This is a genomic window from Conexibacter woesei DSM 14684, assembly GCF_000025265.1.
GTDB lineage: Bacteria > Actinomycetota > Thermoleophilia > Solirubrobacterales > Solirubrobacteraceae > Conexibacter > Conexibacter woesei.
This window is the reverse complement of sequence record NC_013739.1, coordinates 6,053,915-6,067,220: the sequence shown is the minus strand read 5'-3', so window position 1 is coordinate 6,067,220 and position 13,306 is coordinate 6,053,915. Positions and strand designations below refer to the sequence as shown.

12 protein-coding genes and 1 pseudogene are annotated in these 13,306 nt (G+C 72.7%); 6 read left to right on the top strand and 7 right to left on the bottom strand.

The features are described from left to right. Positions 1-64 precede the first annotated feature (64 nt). On the top strand, positions 65-1,177 hold the full coding sequence (locus tag CWOE_RS28450) for an ABC transporter substrate-binding protein (RefSeq protein WP_148261206.1): 1,113 nt from the start codon (positions 65-67) through the stop codon (positions 1,175-1,177). A 6-nt stretch (positions 1,178-1,183) separates the two neighbouring features. Here CWOE_RS28450 and CWOE_RS28445 read toward each other — a convergent pair whose 3' ends face one another. Beyond that, complete coding sequence (locus tag CWOE_RS28445) at positions 1,184-1,828, bottom strand: TetR family transcriptional regulator (protein WP_012937118.1); 645 nt, start codon at positions 1,826-1,828, stop codon at positions 1,184-1,186. Positions 1,829-1,908: 80 nt separating this feature from the next. Between CWOE_RS28445 and CWOE_RS28440 the strand changes: the two genes are divergently transcribed. Both CWOE_RS28440 and CWOE_RS28435 read left to right on the top strand, forming a co-directional pair. Further along, entirely contained in the window at positions 1,909-3,039 is a 1,131-nt protein-coding gene (locus CWOE_RS28440) for a ferredoxin reductase (RefSeq protein WP_012937117.1), read from the top strand. Between the two features lie 18 nt (positions 3,040-3,057). Beyond that, entirely contained in the window at positions 3,058-4,194 is a 1,137-nt protein-coding gene (locus tag CWOE_RS28435) for a fatty acid desaturase family protein (RefSeq protein ID WP_012937116.1), read from the top strand. Here the strand turns inward: CWOE_RS28435 and CWOE_RS28430 are convergent. The 3 genes from CWOE_RS28430 to CWOE_RS28420 form a co-directional block, all read right to left on the bottom strand. Continuing rightward, positions 4,191-6,419 carry a WD40/YVTN/BNR-like repeat-containing protein gene (locus CWOE_RS28430; RefSeq protein ID WP_012937115.1) on the bottom strand — a complete coding sequence of 743 codons (2,229 nt, stop codon included), beginning with the start codon at positions 6,417-6,419 and terminating at the stop codon, positions 4,191-4,193. The genes CWOE_RS28435 and CWOE_RS28430 overlap by 4 nt on opposite strands. 90 nt (positions 6,420-6,509) lie before the next feature. After that, a complete protein-coding gene (locus CWOE_RS28425; RefSeq protein ID WP_012937114.1) occupies positions 6,510-7,304 on the bottom strand; it encodes an ABC transporter permease subunit in 795 nt (264 codons plus the stop codon). Then, positions 7,301-8,230 carry an ATP-binding cassette domain-containing protein gene (locus CWOE_RS28420; RefSeq protein WP_012937113.1) on the bottom strand — a complete coding sequence of 310 codons (930 nt, stop codon included), beginning with the start codon at positions 8,228-8,230 and terminating at the stop codon, positions 7,301-7,303. Before CWOE_RS28420 ends, CWOE_RS28425 begins: the two co-directional genes overlap by 4 nt. A gap of 107 nt (positions 8,231-8,337) precedes the next feature. On the opposite strand from CWOE_RS28420, the gene CWOE_RS28415 reads away from it, so the two are divergent. Together CWOE_RS28415 and CWOE_RS28410 are read left to right on the top strand one after the other, a co-directional pair. Then, positions 8,338-9,645 carry a sensor histidine kinase gene (locus tag CWOE_RS28415; RefSeq protein WP_012937112.1) on the top strand — a complete coding sequence of 436 codons (1,308 nt, stop codon included), beginning with the start codon at positions 8,338-8,340 and terminating at the stop codon, positions 9,643-9,645. After that, the gene (locus tag CWOE_RS28410) at positions 9,642-10,310 is read left to right on the top strand and encodes a response regulator transcription factor (protein ID WP_012937111.1); all 669 of its coding nucleotides are present in this window, start codon (positions 9,642-9,644) and stop codon (positions 10,308-10,310) included. Before CWOE_RS28415 ends, CWOE_RS28410 begins: the two co-directional genes overlap by 4 nt. A gap of 60 nt (positions 10,311-10,370) precedes the next feature. Here the strand turns inward: CWOE_RS28410 and CWOE_RS28405 are convergent, their stop codons facing one another. From CWOE_RS28405 to CWOE_RS33995, 3 genes and pseudogenes are all read right to left on the bottom strand, one after another. Further along, on the bottom strand, positions 10,371-10,691 hold the full coding sequence (locus tag CWOE_RS28405) for a hypothetical protein (RefSeq protein WP_012937110.1): 321 nt from the start codon (positions 10,689-10,691) through the stop codon (positions 10,371-10,373). 101 nt (positions 10,692-10,792) lie between these two features. Beyond that, positions 10,793-11,596 carry an ABC transporter permease gene (locus CWOE_RS34000; RefSeq protein WP_012937109.1) on the bottom strand — a complete coding sequence of 268 codons (804 nt, stop codon included), beginning with the start codon at positions 11,594-11,596 and terminating at the stop codon, positions 10,793-10,795. A gap of 50 nt (positions 11,597-11,646) precedes the next feature. Further along, positions 11,647-12,396 (bottom strand): annotated as a pseudogene (locus CWOE_RS33995) (ABC transporter ATP-binding protein); the annotation flags it as partial. Positions 12,397-12,447: 51 nt separating this feature from the next. Here CWOE_RS33995 and CWOE_RS28390 point away from each other — a divergent pair. After that, complete coding sequence (locus CWOE_RS28390) at positions 12,448-13,299, top strand: TetR/AcrR family transcriptional regulator (RefSeq protein WP_012937107.1); 852 nt, start codon at positions 12,448-12,450, stop codon at positions 13,297-13,299. Positions 13,300-13,306 lie beyond the last annotated feature (7 nt).

Here is a 13,306-nt window from a genome sequence, read left to right as displayed (position 1 = left end):
ATTGTATCCCGATCGGAATGGTCAACTTTGACACGACGTGCGACGGAGGGACGAAGCGATGGGGATGACGGCTGGCCGGAAGCGCGCCGCGCGCACACGGCTCACGCTCACGGTTGCGGCGATCGGCGCCGCGGCGCTGCTCGCCGCCGGCTGCGGCGAGGACTCCTCCGGCTCCGGCTCGGCCGCGGCCGCCCCGCCGGTCGTGACGACCGCCGACGGCAGAGCGCCGACCGTCGAGCAGCTGCGCTCCAGACTGGAAGGCAGAAGCATCACGATCGGCTCCGCCGCCTTCCCGAACCCGTCGCTCGTCGGCCTCTACAAGGTCGCCGAGATCCTCAGAGCCGACTTCGGGCTGGACGTCGAGCTGCGCCTGCTCGACTCCGCGCCGCTGACCGCCGCGCTGCTGTCCGGCGACGTCCAGCTCGGCCACGTCTCGCTGGCGGGCCTGGCGTCCGCGGTCGAGGCGGGCGGCAAGCTGCGCGCGATCGCCGGCGACGATCAGAAGAACATCTTCCTCGTCACCGCGAGAGCACCGATCAGATCGATCGAGGAGCTGAAGGGGAAGAAGTTCGCGATCTCGCAGAGCCTCACCTCGATCGTCGGGCAGACGGCGGCGAAGTGCTTCAGAGACGCCGGTCTCGACGTGCAGAAGGACACGCAGCTGCTGCAGCTCGACAACGTCGGCTCGATCGTCGAAGGGCTCGAGTCCGGCACGTTCGACGGCGGCGTCTCCGCGACGTTCCGGCAGATCGAGCTGGACGAGAGATCGCCCGGCGAGTGGAACGTGCTGTGCAACGGCTGGGAGGCCGACCCGCAGCTCAACGACGTCGTCGCCGCCAACGAGCAGTGGCTCGCCGACAACGGCGACGTCGCGCAGGCGGTCGCGATCGCCGAGCTGCAGGCCGCCCGCTGGACGAAGCAGGATCCGGCCGGCTGGCAGGCGCTTGCGATCGAGCAGCTCGACGGGCTGACGCCCGCGCAGGCGAGAGCCAACTACGGCGTCCTCGTCGAGCAGCTCGACGACTGGCCCGTCAACGGCTCGCTCGACCGCGAGCTGTGCGACTACACGCTCAGAACGTCGAAGGAGGTCGGCGCGCTGCGAGACGAGCTCGCCTGCGACGACCTCGTCACGTTCCAGTACCAGGACGCCGCAGTCGCGCTGCTCGGGAAGAGATAGCGGCCGCTACGGGCTGCGCCAGACCGAGATGCCGAGCGCGATCAGCAGCAGCTGCTTCTCGGTCTGGCGGATCACCTCGTCCTCGCCCTCGCGACTGTCGGTCGGGGCGTCGATGATCCCCTCGGCGGTCGAGACCATCGTGTTGACGATCAGCGTCGCGACGACGCCGAGGTCCTCCGCCGGCCATCTGTCGAGGTAGGGGAAGCGCGCGAGGTCGATCGCCAGCTCGCTGGAGAAGAGGCGGATCTCGGTGCGGATCGCCTGACGCAGCGCCGGCACGCCGCTGGAGCGCTCGCGCGCGATGAAGCGGAAGTGGAGCCGGTGCTCATGGATGTGGCGGACGAGGATCTCGACCGAGCGGCGGATCACGTGCTCCGGTCTCTGCGGCTCGGCGCGTGCTGCGCGGATCATCTGCCGCAGTGTTCGGAAGGAGTCGTCGATCAGGACGAGCCCCAGCTCCTCCATCGAGTCGAAGTGACGGTAGAAGGCGGTCGGCACGACGCCGGCCTCGCGCGCCACCTCGCGCAGACCGAGGCTGCCGAAGCTCTTCTGCTCCAGCAGGCGCAGCGCCGCGTCCAGCAGCGCGTTGCGGGTGCGCTCCTTCTGCTCTCTCCGGGTCAGACGTGGGGGGCTGGGTGTCTCGGTGTTCACTGAAACTTTGACGGTTGCGTGACAGTTGAGTCTACATCGTCACTGGACAGATCGGAAACCGGTGCGTACTCTGTGCACGAGTGTTCACTGAAACGACGAAGACACGTGGGCCGCGACTCGCCCGCCGGCTGCTCGGCTCCCAGCTCGCGCAGGCGCTCACGACGCCGCACGGGGTCGACCGCTACGTCGAGCTGGTCAAGCCCGCCTTCTCGCTGCGCGACGTGCGCGCCGAGGTCGTCGCGGTCCGCCACGCGACGCCGCGCAGCGTCACGCTGACGCTGCGGTGCAACGACAACTGGCGGGGCTTCCGCGCCGGCCAGCACGTCCGCCTCAGCGTCGAGATCGACGGCGTGCGCCACACCCGCCCGTACTCGCCGGCCGGCTCCGAGCACACGCGCGAGCTGATCGAGATCACCGCGCACGCCCAGCCGTCCGGCACGGTCTCGCCGCACCTCAAGGCGTCGCTCGCGCCCGGCGCCGTCGTCGGTCTCTCGCAGGCAGAGGGCGACTTCGCGCTGCCGTCGCAGCGCCCGCGCGAGCTGCTGCTGATCAGCGGCGGCAGCGGCATCACGCCCGTGATCGCGATGCTGCGAACGCTCTGCGAGGAAGGCCACGACGGCCCGGTCGCGTTCCTCCACTACGCGCCCGACGAGCGCTACGTCGCATATGCGTCCGAGCTGGGAAGGCTCGCCGCGGCGCACCCGAACGTGCGCCTGCTGCGCGGCTACACGCGCGCCGGCGGCTCGCACGCCGGCGAGCTGGCGGGCCGCTTCTCGCGCGACCACCTCGCCGCCGCGGGGATCGACCCGGCGACGGCGCAGACGTACGTCTGCGGGCCGGCGGCGCTCGTCGAGGCCGTGCACGCGACGTGGGCGGCCGACGGCCTGGAGGAGCGCCTGCACGTCGAGCGCTTCGTCGCGCCGGCGGCACTCGCCGACCCGGACGCGCGCGGCGTCGCGACCGGCGCGATCAGCTTCGCCCGCAGCGGCGCCGTCGCCGCCAACAGCGGCAGCACGCTGCTCGACCAGGCCGAGGCGGCGGGTCTCACGCCCCAGTCCGGCTGCCGCATGGGCATCTGCCACACGTGCAGCTGCCGCAAGCTGGAGGGCGCCGTCCGCGACGTCCGCACCGGCGAGGTCTCGACCGCGCCGGACGAGCAGATCCAGATCTGCGTCAACGTGCCGCTCGGCGACGTGACGCTCGACATCTAGGCCACCTGGGAGCGACGCATGACGAGCACCGCACCGCAGCTCACGCCGCAGCAGCTCGACGCCTTCGGCCGCGAGCTGGACGCGATCCGCGAGCGCGTCGTCGCCGACCTCGGCGAGCGTGACGCCTCCTACATCCGCAAGGTGATCAAGGCGCAGCGCGGCCTCGAGGTGGGCGGCCGCGGCCTGCTGTTCCTCAGCGCCTTCCCGCCCGCCTGGATCGCCGGGACCGTCGCGCTGTCGCTCTCCAAGATCCTCGACAACATGGAGATCGGCCACAACGTGATGCACGGCCAGTACGACTGGATGAACGATCCCGCCGTCAACGGCCAGAGATTCGAGTGGGACAGCGCCTGCCCCTCCGAGCAGTGGCGCCACTCGCACAACTACATGCACCACACGCACACGAACATCCTCGGCAAGGACCGTGACATCGGCTACGGCGTGCTGCGGATGTCCGAGGACCAGAGATGGCATCCGTACTACCTCGGCAACCCGCTCTACGCGGCGGTGCTGGCCGCGTTCTTCCAGTGGGGCGTCGCTTTCCACGACCTCGAGATGGACCGCATCGCGGCGGGCAAGACCGGCTGGAGGGACAAGCTGGAGATGGTCGGCGCGATCTGGCGCAAGGGCCGCCGCCAGGCGTTGAAGGACTACGTCTTCTTCCCGCTGCTCGCCGGCCCCGCCGCGCCGACGACGCTGACCGCGAACGTGACCGCCAACTTCGTCCGCAACGTGTGGGCGTTCATGATCATCTTCTGCGGTCACTTCCCCGATGGCGTCGAGGAGTTCACCGAGGAGGAGACGGCCGGCGAGTCGCGCGGCGCGTGGTACCGCCGCCAGCTGCTCGGCTCCGCCAACCTCACCGGCGGTCCGCTCTTCCACGTCATGAGCGGGAACCTCAGCCACCAGATCGAGCATCACCTCTTCCCCGACCTGCCCGCGCACCGCTACGGCGAGCTGGCGGTCGAGGTGCGGGAGATCTGCGAGCGCTACGGGCTGCCGTACAACGCAGGACCACTGCACAAGCAGTTCGGCAGCGTGGTCCGCAAGATCGTGCGCCTCGCGCTGCCGGATGGGGGGAAGGACGGCGCGCGCGAGCCCGCACACGCTCCCGCGGCGGTCGGGAGACCGCCGCGGGAGCTGGCCGCGGCCTAGCCGCGCCGTCCTCTGCGTCCTCTCCCACCGCTTCTTCTCGGCGGCGCTCTCGCGGTCACCGTCAGCACGCGCGAGCCGGCGCCGGCGGACGTGAAGTCGCCCGACCACTGCGCGACGAACGTCGTCGTGCCGCGTGCGACGCGCCAGCGCGACGCGAACGTGCCGTTGGAGGCGACGTCGACGGTCTGGCTGCGCCAGCGGCCGCCCGGCTCGCGCATCGAGACGGTCACGCGCGCGGCGGGGCCGGCCGGGCGCAGCCGCCCGGTGACCGTGACCGGCGCCGGCTTGCGCAGCGTCCGCCGCGAGGTCGCGAGCGTCAACGTCGAGCGTCTGCCGGCGCTGCCGCCCGTCGTGCTGGAGAGCAGCTGCGAGCTGCCGCCGAGCAGGTAGTCGGTCGCGCTGCCCGACGTCGCGATGCCGTTGATCGCCTCTCTGACGACGAGCTGCGGCTGCCAGGTCGCGCCACCGTCGGTCGTGCGCAGCAGATAGCCGCCCTCGACCTCGCCGAACCGCCGCGGCACGACGTAGGCGGTGCGGTCGTCGTCGACCACCAGCCCGTCGATCGCACTCGTGCCGATCGCCGGCAGGGTGCTCCATGTGCGTCCGCCGTTCGTGGTGCGCCAGACCGTGCCGGCGCGGTCGAGCAGGAGCGCGGCGTCGGCGGAGGAGAACGCGACCAGCGCGATCCGCATCCCGCTGCGCGCTCTTCTGGTGCCCCCCGGCTTCCGCAGCGTCGTCCACGTGCGGCCGCCGTCGCGACTGCGCGCGAACGTCGTCGGACCCCACGCGACGATCGCGCCGCGCGGCGCGGCGGCGCCGTACAGCGCGGCGCGCGAGATCGCTCTCGCTCTCACCGGGGAGAACGTCTCGCCGCCGTCGGTCGAGCGCCGCACGCCACGCGGGCCGATCGCCAGCAGTGTGCTCTCGCTCGGCGCGTGGACCGCCGCCGGGCGCGCCGCGCTGCCCGTGCCGAGCGTCTTCCAGCTCGTGCCGCCGTTGGCGGTGCGGAAGAGCCCGCCGTCGTCGTCGAGGGCGTAGCCGACGGACGTCGTCGGGAACGAGACGTGGCGCAGACCGGCCGTCGTCGGGACGTTTCCGCGCGTCCACGTGCGGCCGCCGTCGAGCGTCTTGGCGAGTGCGCCCGCCTCGCCGAGGGCGAACGCGCTGCCGCGCGCGGCGCCGTCGTAGACGGCGCCGTAGCTGCCGGTCAGCCGTCCGCCGATCGCTCTGAACGTCGTGCCGGCGTCGTCGGAGACGACGGTCGAGCCGCTCGCGCCGACCGCCGCGATGCGGGTCGGCGAGGCGAACGCCGCCGCGTAGATCGGGTCGGTCGACGGCGTGATCACCGCGCCCGCCGTCTCGCCTGCGTCGGAGGTGCGCACGAGCTGCGCGCCGGTCGCGGTGCTCAGCACGCACAGCTCCGCGTTCGCGCAGCGGATCGCCGTGTAGTCCAGCGCGCCGGCGCCGAGATCCTTCGGCGTCCATCTCTGGCCGCCGTCGACCGTGCGCGCGAAGAGGCCGTTCTGGCCGACCGCGAAGCCGTGCGCCGGGTCGGCGAACGACAGCTGGCGGATCGCACGGCCGGTCTCGGCGACGACTCTCCAGGAGACCGCGCCGTCGGTCGTCGCGAAGATGCGGCCGTCGGTGGTGGCGGCGAAGCCGGTCGCCGGACCGGTGAACGCGACCGAGGCCGGCGCGACGCTGCCGCCCGCCGCCGCGGTGCCCGGGACGGCGGTGCGCGGCGTGAACTGCGTGCCGCCGTCGTCGGTCGAGAAGACGCTGCCGTCGCTGAGCAGCAGGAAGCCGACGGTCGGCGACGCGAACGACATGTCGGTCAGCGACGCTCGGCAGCTCGTCTCCACAGGCGTGAACGCGATCGACGTGAACGTTCTGCCGCCGTCGGTCGAGCGCCGCGCGACGCAGCCGCCGCCGGCCAGGACCGTGTTCGCATCGAGCGTCTGCACGATCGTGAGCGGCGCGAACGTGCTGACGCGCAGCCCGCTCCACGTCCCGCCGCCGTCGGTCGTCTTCAGCAGCGTGCCGAAGTCGCCGACGGCGTAGCCGGTCGTGCCGGCGAATGACGTCGCGCGCAGCGTGTTGCCCTGCGGCAGCGGGTTGCCCCACTCCCAGCCCGACGAGCCGACCTGCACGTTTGCGCTCGCGCTCGCCGGCGCGGCGAGCGCGGCAGCGAGCAGCGACGCGGTCAACGCGCGCTTCAAGAACATCTCTGTGAGACCCCCTGTTGGAATCCGAGTCGATGCACCAACGGCAGGTGGATCGGCAAGTTGCGGGGTTTCTCGATGCGCGCGGACCGCTCAGCGCACCTCGCCGCGCAGGAAGCGCCAGAGGCCGATCGCGAGCGGAAGCGCCACCCACACGGCGAGCGCGACGAGCGCTCTCGCCCACTGGGTGCCGCTGAGCAGCTCGCTCGTCATCGGCGCGAGCGCGCGCGAAGCGTCGACCCACTCGGCGACGTCGTTGAGCGCTGAGATCGAGCCGATCGCGCCGAACGCGATCGGCAGCGCGAAGTAGAGGACGATCGCCGGCGCGGTCGCGAGCAGCATCGCGCCGAACGCGACGCCGGTGAACATCCCGGTGACCATCGCGATCACGTCCTGCCCGAGCAGCCCGAGCTGCAGCGACCAGACGTCGTCGACGTCCGGCGACATCACGAGCGTTCCGATCGCCGCGGCGATCAGCGCGACGACGAGCGCGAGCAGCGCCAGCACAGCGCCGGCGAGCAGCTTCCCCGCGAGCACGCGCTCGCGCTGCGGGACGAGCGCGAACGTGATCAGCGACGTCCGCTGCGTCCACTCCGAGGTGACGACGAGGATGCCGACGATCGGCAGCAGGACGCTCGACGGCGCCAGCGCGACCTCGAGCATGTTGTCGAACGTGTGGTCTGCGGCGTCGCCCGAGATGCAGACGATCGCGACGATCGCGAGCGTGAGCAGCGCGACGGTCACCAGCAGCCAGAAGCCGGCGCGCGTGTCGGTCATCTTGCGCAGCTCGACCTTCGTCAGGCGTGCGAGGCCGGGGCGCACGTCGGCGCCCGTCCGCGGTGCTGCCGTGCCGAAGCCGGCGGGTTCGGGGGCGGTCACGGCGCTCATGCGGAGGCCTCCACGAGGTCGGTGTCGGACGCGGGCGCGGCGTCGGCCGGCGACTCCGCGGTGAGGTCGAAGAAGAGCTTCTCGAGGCCGGCGCTCTCGGACGGGCCGAGGTGACTCAGCACGACGCCGCCGGCGAGCGCGGCGCGGCCGACGTCCTCGGGCTCGGCGTCGACGAGGAAGCCGCCGTCGGTCGCCGGGTGCGCGGCCAGCTCGGCGATGTCGAGCGCGGCGCGCAACGCCGTCACGTCGCTCGCGCGCACGAGCGTGCCGCCGCCGGACAGCAGCTCGTCGCGCGTGCCCTGCGCGACGATCTTCCCGTTGCCGATGATCACCATCCGGTCGGCGACCGCCTCGACCTCGCGCAGCAGGTGGGAGGAGAGCAGGACGGTCCCGCCGCGGTCGGCGAAGTCGCGCAGCAGCTCGCGCATCCAGCGCATGCCCTCCGGGTCGAGCCCGTTGGCGGGCTCGTCGAGGATCAGCACCTCCGGATCGCCGAGCAGCGCGTGTGCGAGCCCGAGCCGCTGGCGCATGCCGAGCGAGTACTGCCGCACGCGCTTGCTCGCGGCGCTGCGCTCCAGCCCGACGCGATCCAGCAGCTCGTCGACGCGCTGCTCCTCGACGCCCATCAGCTGGGCCGACACGGCCAGCGCCTCGCGGCCGCGGCGGCCGGCATGCTGCGCGGCGGCGTCGAGCAGGATCCCGACGCGGCGGCCGGGGTTCGGCAGCGCGCGGTAGGAGGTGTCGAGGATCGTCGCACTGCCGGCGTCCGGCTCGGACAGTCCGACCAGCATCCGCATCGTCGTCGTCTTGCCGGCGCCGTTGGGCCCGAGGAACCCCGTCACGGTGCCGGGCTCGCAGCGGAACGAGACGTCCTGGACGACGGCCCGCCCGCCCAGGCGCTTGGTGAGGCCATCCGATTCGATCATGGACAGGAGGATCGGCGATCGGCGCGGTCGCCGCCACGGTCGCGGGTCGAGGCCCGGATCGACTTCGGTAGGGGGTCGCCGGTGGCCGGCGGTCGTAGGCTGTTCTCGTGGCCACGCCCGTCGATCCGTCCGCCGCGCCCATCGCGCCTGCCGCGCCCGTCGCGCCAGCCGCAGCCGCCGCGCTCCCGCGCTGGCACGGCGCGCTGCTGCCGAGCGACCTGCGCGAGCAGCGTGGCGGGAAGCGCTCCGCGCGCGACTGGATCGTCGACGTGACGATGTTCGTGCTCGCGCTGCTGATAGGCGCACTGATACTGAGCGAGACCTCCGGCCAGCTGTCCGACGAGCGCATCGCGCTCGACATCCTGCTCGGGCTGATCGCCTGCAGCTCGCTGTGGCTGCGCCGCTCGCACCCGTTCGGCATCGCGCTGTTCACGGGCGTGATCGGGATCGCCTTCTCGATGGCGGCCGGCGCCGGGCTGGTCGCCTACTTCGGCGCCGTGCTGCGCGTCTCGCCGCGCGCGATCGGCGCGCTGACACTGCTCGCGCTCGGCGCCGCGTTCCTCACGCCGCTGCTCTACGACAATCCCGAGTCCTATCTGTTCGAGGTCAGCTTCGGGCTGCTCGTGACGGCGATCGCGCTCGGCTGGGGGCTGTTCGTGCGCGCGCAGCGCGAGCTGGTGCGCTCGCTGCACGACCGCGCGGCGCAGCTGCAGTCCGAGCAGCGGCTGCGGGTCGAGCAGGCGCGCGAGGCCGAGCGGCGCCGGATCGCGCGCGAGATGCACGACGTGCTCGCCCACCGCATCTCGCTGCTGAGCCTGCACGCGGGCGCGCTGGAGTTCCGTCCCGACGCGCCGCGGGAGGAGATCTCCGAGGCGGCCGGCGTCGTGCGCGCGACCGCGCACGCGGCGTTGGAGGATCTGCGCGACGTGATCGGCGTGCTGCGCGACGATGACGGCGAGGCCGAGGCCGGCATGCCTGAGCCGCCGCAGCCGACGCTCGCGCAGGTGCCGGCGCTGGTGCAGGAGTCGCGCGACGCCGGCATGCGCGTCCGCTGCGGGATCGACCTCGGCGGACGCGAGCGCGACGCGCTGCCCGACACGCTTGGGCGGACGGTCTACCGCGTCGTGCAGGAAGGGCTGACGAACGCGCGCAAGCACGCGCCCGGCGCCGCCGTCGAAGTCGAGATCGCCGCGGCGGAGGATCCCGACAGGCTCGTCGTCGCGGTCCTCAGCCGCCGCTCGGTCGTCGCGGTCGCTGCGGCCGAGCCCCTGCCGGGCGCCGGGACCGGGCTCGTCGGCCTCGCCGAGCGGGTCACGCTGGCGGGCGGAGAGCTGGAGCACGGGCCCGACGCGCGCGGCGACTTCAGGCTGCTGGCGACGCTCCCGCTCGCCGCCGCGAGAGGCGACGGCAGATGAGCGCGGCGGGCGGCCGGATCCGCGTCCTGCTGGTCGACGACGACGCGCTCGTCCGCTCCGGGCTGCGGATGATGCTGGCCGGCTCGGAGCGGATCGAGGTCGTCGGCGAGGCCGACGACGGGCGGGCGGTGCTCGCCGCCGTCGATCGCCACCGGCCCGACGTCGTGCTGATGGACATCCGCATGCCGCAGCTCGACGGGATCGCCGCGACCGCGCTGCTGCGCGCGCAGCCGTCGCCGCCGGAGGTGCTGGTGCTGACGACCTTCGACGCCGACGAGCTGGTGCTGCGGGCGCTGCGGGCCGGCGCGGCCGGCTTCCTGCTGAAGGACACGCCGCCGCCCGAGATCGTCCGCGCGGTCGAGCTGGTCGCCGCCGGCGAGGCGATGCTGTCGCCGGTCGTCACGCGCAAGCTGATCGCGCTCGTCGCCGGCGACAGTGACGCCGTCGCCCATCAGCAGCAGGCGCGCGAGCGGCTCGCGACGCTCAGCGCGCGCGAGCACGAGGTCGCGCTCGCGGTCGGCCGCGGCTGCGCCAACGCCGACATCGCCGCCGAGCTGCACATGAGCGTCGCGACGGTGAAGGCCCACGTCTCGCGCCTGCTGGCGAAGCTCGAGGTCGACAACCGCGTCCAGATCGCGCTGCTGGTCCAGGACGCGGCTGCCTGACCGGCGGTCGTCCTGCTTTGGTGTCGTAGAGCGACAGCAAGGCAGGACAACCGGCTCGCATCACCCGCGCGCGAGGCCGACGACCGGGGCGCGGACGCCTCTGAGGCCGACCTTGACGCGGGAGGCGTGGGAGCATCTCGTCGTCGTTCTGCCGCCCTCGACCTGGCAGGCGACGCCGTCGTTGCACTCGTACTGCACGCCGTCGCGTCTGCCTCTCTGGCCGTGACCTATTCTCGTGCCGAGCAGGTTGCAGTCCTTCTTCGGGGCGGTCCCGCCGATCGGCTGGGCGACGGAGGCGGTCGGGACGGTCGCTGCACCGATGCCGGCGGCGGCCAGCAGGGCGACGAGCGTGAGGCGGCGGCTGTTGGACGTGGTGCGCATGACCTGCTCCTTCTGGTGGGTTGATGCGATGGACCAACCCTCCTCCTGCGCGCGCCCCGCGTCTGTCGCCGCCGCGACACTCCGAGCGTCGAGCTGGCGGCTCAGCTCCCCAGCCGCCGGTAGGCCCGCACCGACAGCGGCAGGAAGACCGCGATCAGCAGCAGCGGCCAGACGATCGCCATCTCGATCGCGTGCTGCGCGATCCACGAGTCGCCGCCCCAGCCGGGGTTGCCGAACAGCTCGCGCGCGGCCGCGACCGTCGAGGAGAGCGGGTTCCACTCGGCCAGGAAGCCGAGCCAGCCGGGCATCGTCTCGGGCGAGACGTATGCGTTGGAGAGGAAGCCGAACGGCCACACGAGGATCTGCACCGCCACGACCGCCTGCGGGTCCTTCAACAGCAGCCCGAGGTAGATGCCGACCCACACGAACGCCAGTCGCAGGAGCAGCAGCAGCGCCACCGCGGCGAGCGCGTCGCCGGCGCCCTCGTGCCAGCGCCAGCCGACGAGCAGTCCCGCGACGAGCATCACCGCGAGGCCGGCGAGCGAGTTCAGCATGTCGGCGGCACTGCGGCCGACGACGACCGCGCTCGGCGCCATCGGCAGCGAGCGGAAGCGCTCGGTGACGCCCTTCGCGGCGTCGGTCGTGACGGCGATCGCGGTCGCCTCCAGACCGAAGACCATCGTCATCGCGAGCACGCCCGGCACGAGGAAGTCGATGTAGTCGCCGCCTCCGGGGACGACCATCCCGCCGCCGAAGAGGTAGCCGAACATCAGCAGCAGCAGGACCGGGAACAGCAGCCCGACGACGAGCGGCGCCGGCTTCTGAGACCAGTGGAGCAGCGCGCGCACGGCGATCGTGCGGGAGTCGAGGAGCGCCCAGCGGGCGCGGTCGATCGCGCCGCTCACGCCGCGTGCCCGGTGAAGTGGAGGAAGACCTCGTCGAGCGTCGGCCGCCGCACGACCGTCTCGACGACGTCGCCGCCGAGCGCGGACTTCAGCTCGTCCGGCGTCCCGCGCGCGACGACGCGGCCGTGGTCGACGATGCAGATCTGGTCGGCGAGCTGGTCGGCCTCCTCGAGGTACTGCGTCGTCAGCAGCACGGTCGTCCCGTCGGCGACGAGCGTGCGCACCGCGTCCCACACCTCGCTGCGGCCGCGCGGGTCGAGGCCCGTCGTCGGCTCGTCGAGGAACAGCACCGGCGGCGCGAGGATCAGGCTGACGGCGAGGTCGAGCCGGCGCCGCATCCCGCCCGAGTACTGCTCGACCGGCTTGCGGCCGGTGTCTTCGAGCCCGAACCGCTCCAGCAGCTCGTCGGCGCGCCGACGAGCCGTGAGCGGGTCGAGGTGCAGCAGCTGGCCGAACATGACGAGGTTCTGGCGGCCGCTGAGGATCTCGTCGACGGCGGCCTCCTGGCCGACGAGCCCGATCCGGCGCCGCACCTCGACCGCATCGCGGGCGACGTCGAAGCCGGCGACGCGCGCGCGGCCGGCGTCGAAGCGGACGAGCGTCGTCAGCGACTTCACGGCCGTGGTCTTGCCGGCGCCGTTGGGTCCGAGCAGGCCGCAGACGGTCCCCTGCGGGACGGCGAGGTCGAAGCCGTCGAGCGCCTGCTCGTCGCCGTAGCGCTTGCGCAGGCCCTCGGCCTCGATCGCGAGTGGTGTGGTGGGCAAACCGCTCCTTTGGTGTGTGAGGCGACGCCGAATCATTTCCGTACAGCGTACCGTACAGCATACGGATAACTATGCTTCCGGTTACACATGGCGACCGAGTTCACGGGAAACGGCGATCCCGCCCGCAGCCTCGCGCTGCTCTGGCGGACCGGCGAGCGGCCGACGCGGGGCCGCAAGTCCGGCCTCACGGTCGATCGGATCGTGCAGGCGGCGATCGAGCTGGCCGACGAGGAAGGGCTCGGCGCGCTCGCGATGCGGCGCGTCGCCGAGCGCCTCGGCGTCGGCACGATGTCGCTCTACACGCACGTGCCCGGCAAGGCCGAGCTGCTCGACGTGATGCTCGACACGGTCCTCGGGGAGGCGGCCGGGGTCGAGGGAGGCGAGCTGGCGGCGGAGGCGGCCGGCGCGGCGGACGCCGGCGCGGGCGGTGCGGGCGACTGGCGCGCGCGGCTGGAGGCGATCGCGCGCGAGAACCGCGCGCTCTACCTGCGCCACCCGTGGCTGCTGCAGATCGCGACGAGCCGGCCGCCGCTCGGGCCGAACGTGACGGCGAAGTACGACCACGAGCTGCGGGCGGTCGAAGGGATCGGTCTGACCGACGTCGAGATGGACGCCGTCGTCACGCTCCTGACCGGCTTCGTCCACGGAGCGGTGCGTGGCGCCGTCGAGGCCGCCGAGGCCGAGCGCGCGTCCGGCATCACCGACGAGCAGTGGTGGGAGGCGCACGCGCCGCTGCTCGACCGGATCATCGACTTCGAGCGCTGGCCGGTCGCCGGTCGCGTTGGTCAGGCGGCAGGCGAGGCGCACGGCGGAGCGTACGGCCCCGAGCACGCATTCGAGTTCGGTCTCGCGCGCGTGCTCGACGGGATCGCGGTGCTCGTCCGGGCCCGCCAGGGCGAGCCCGAGAGCGACCCGAACGCCGCGTCCGAAAACGGCTAGCCGCCAC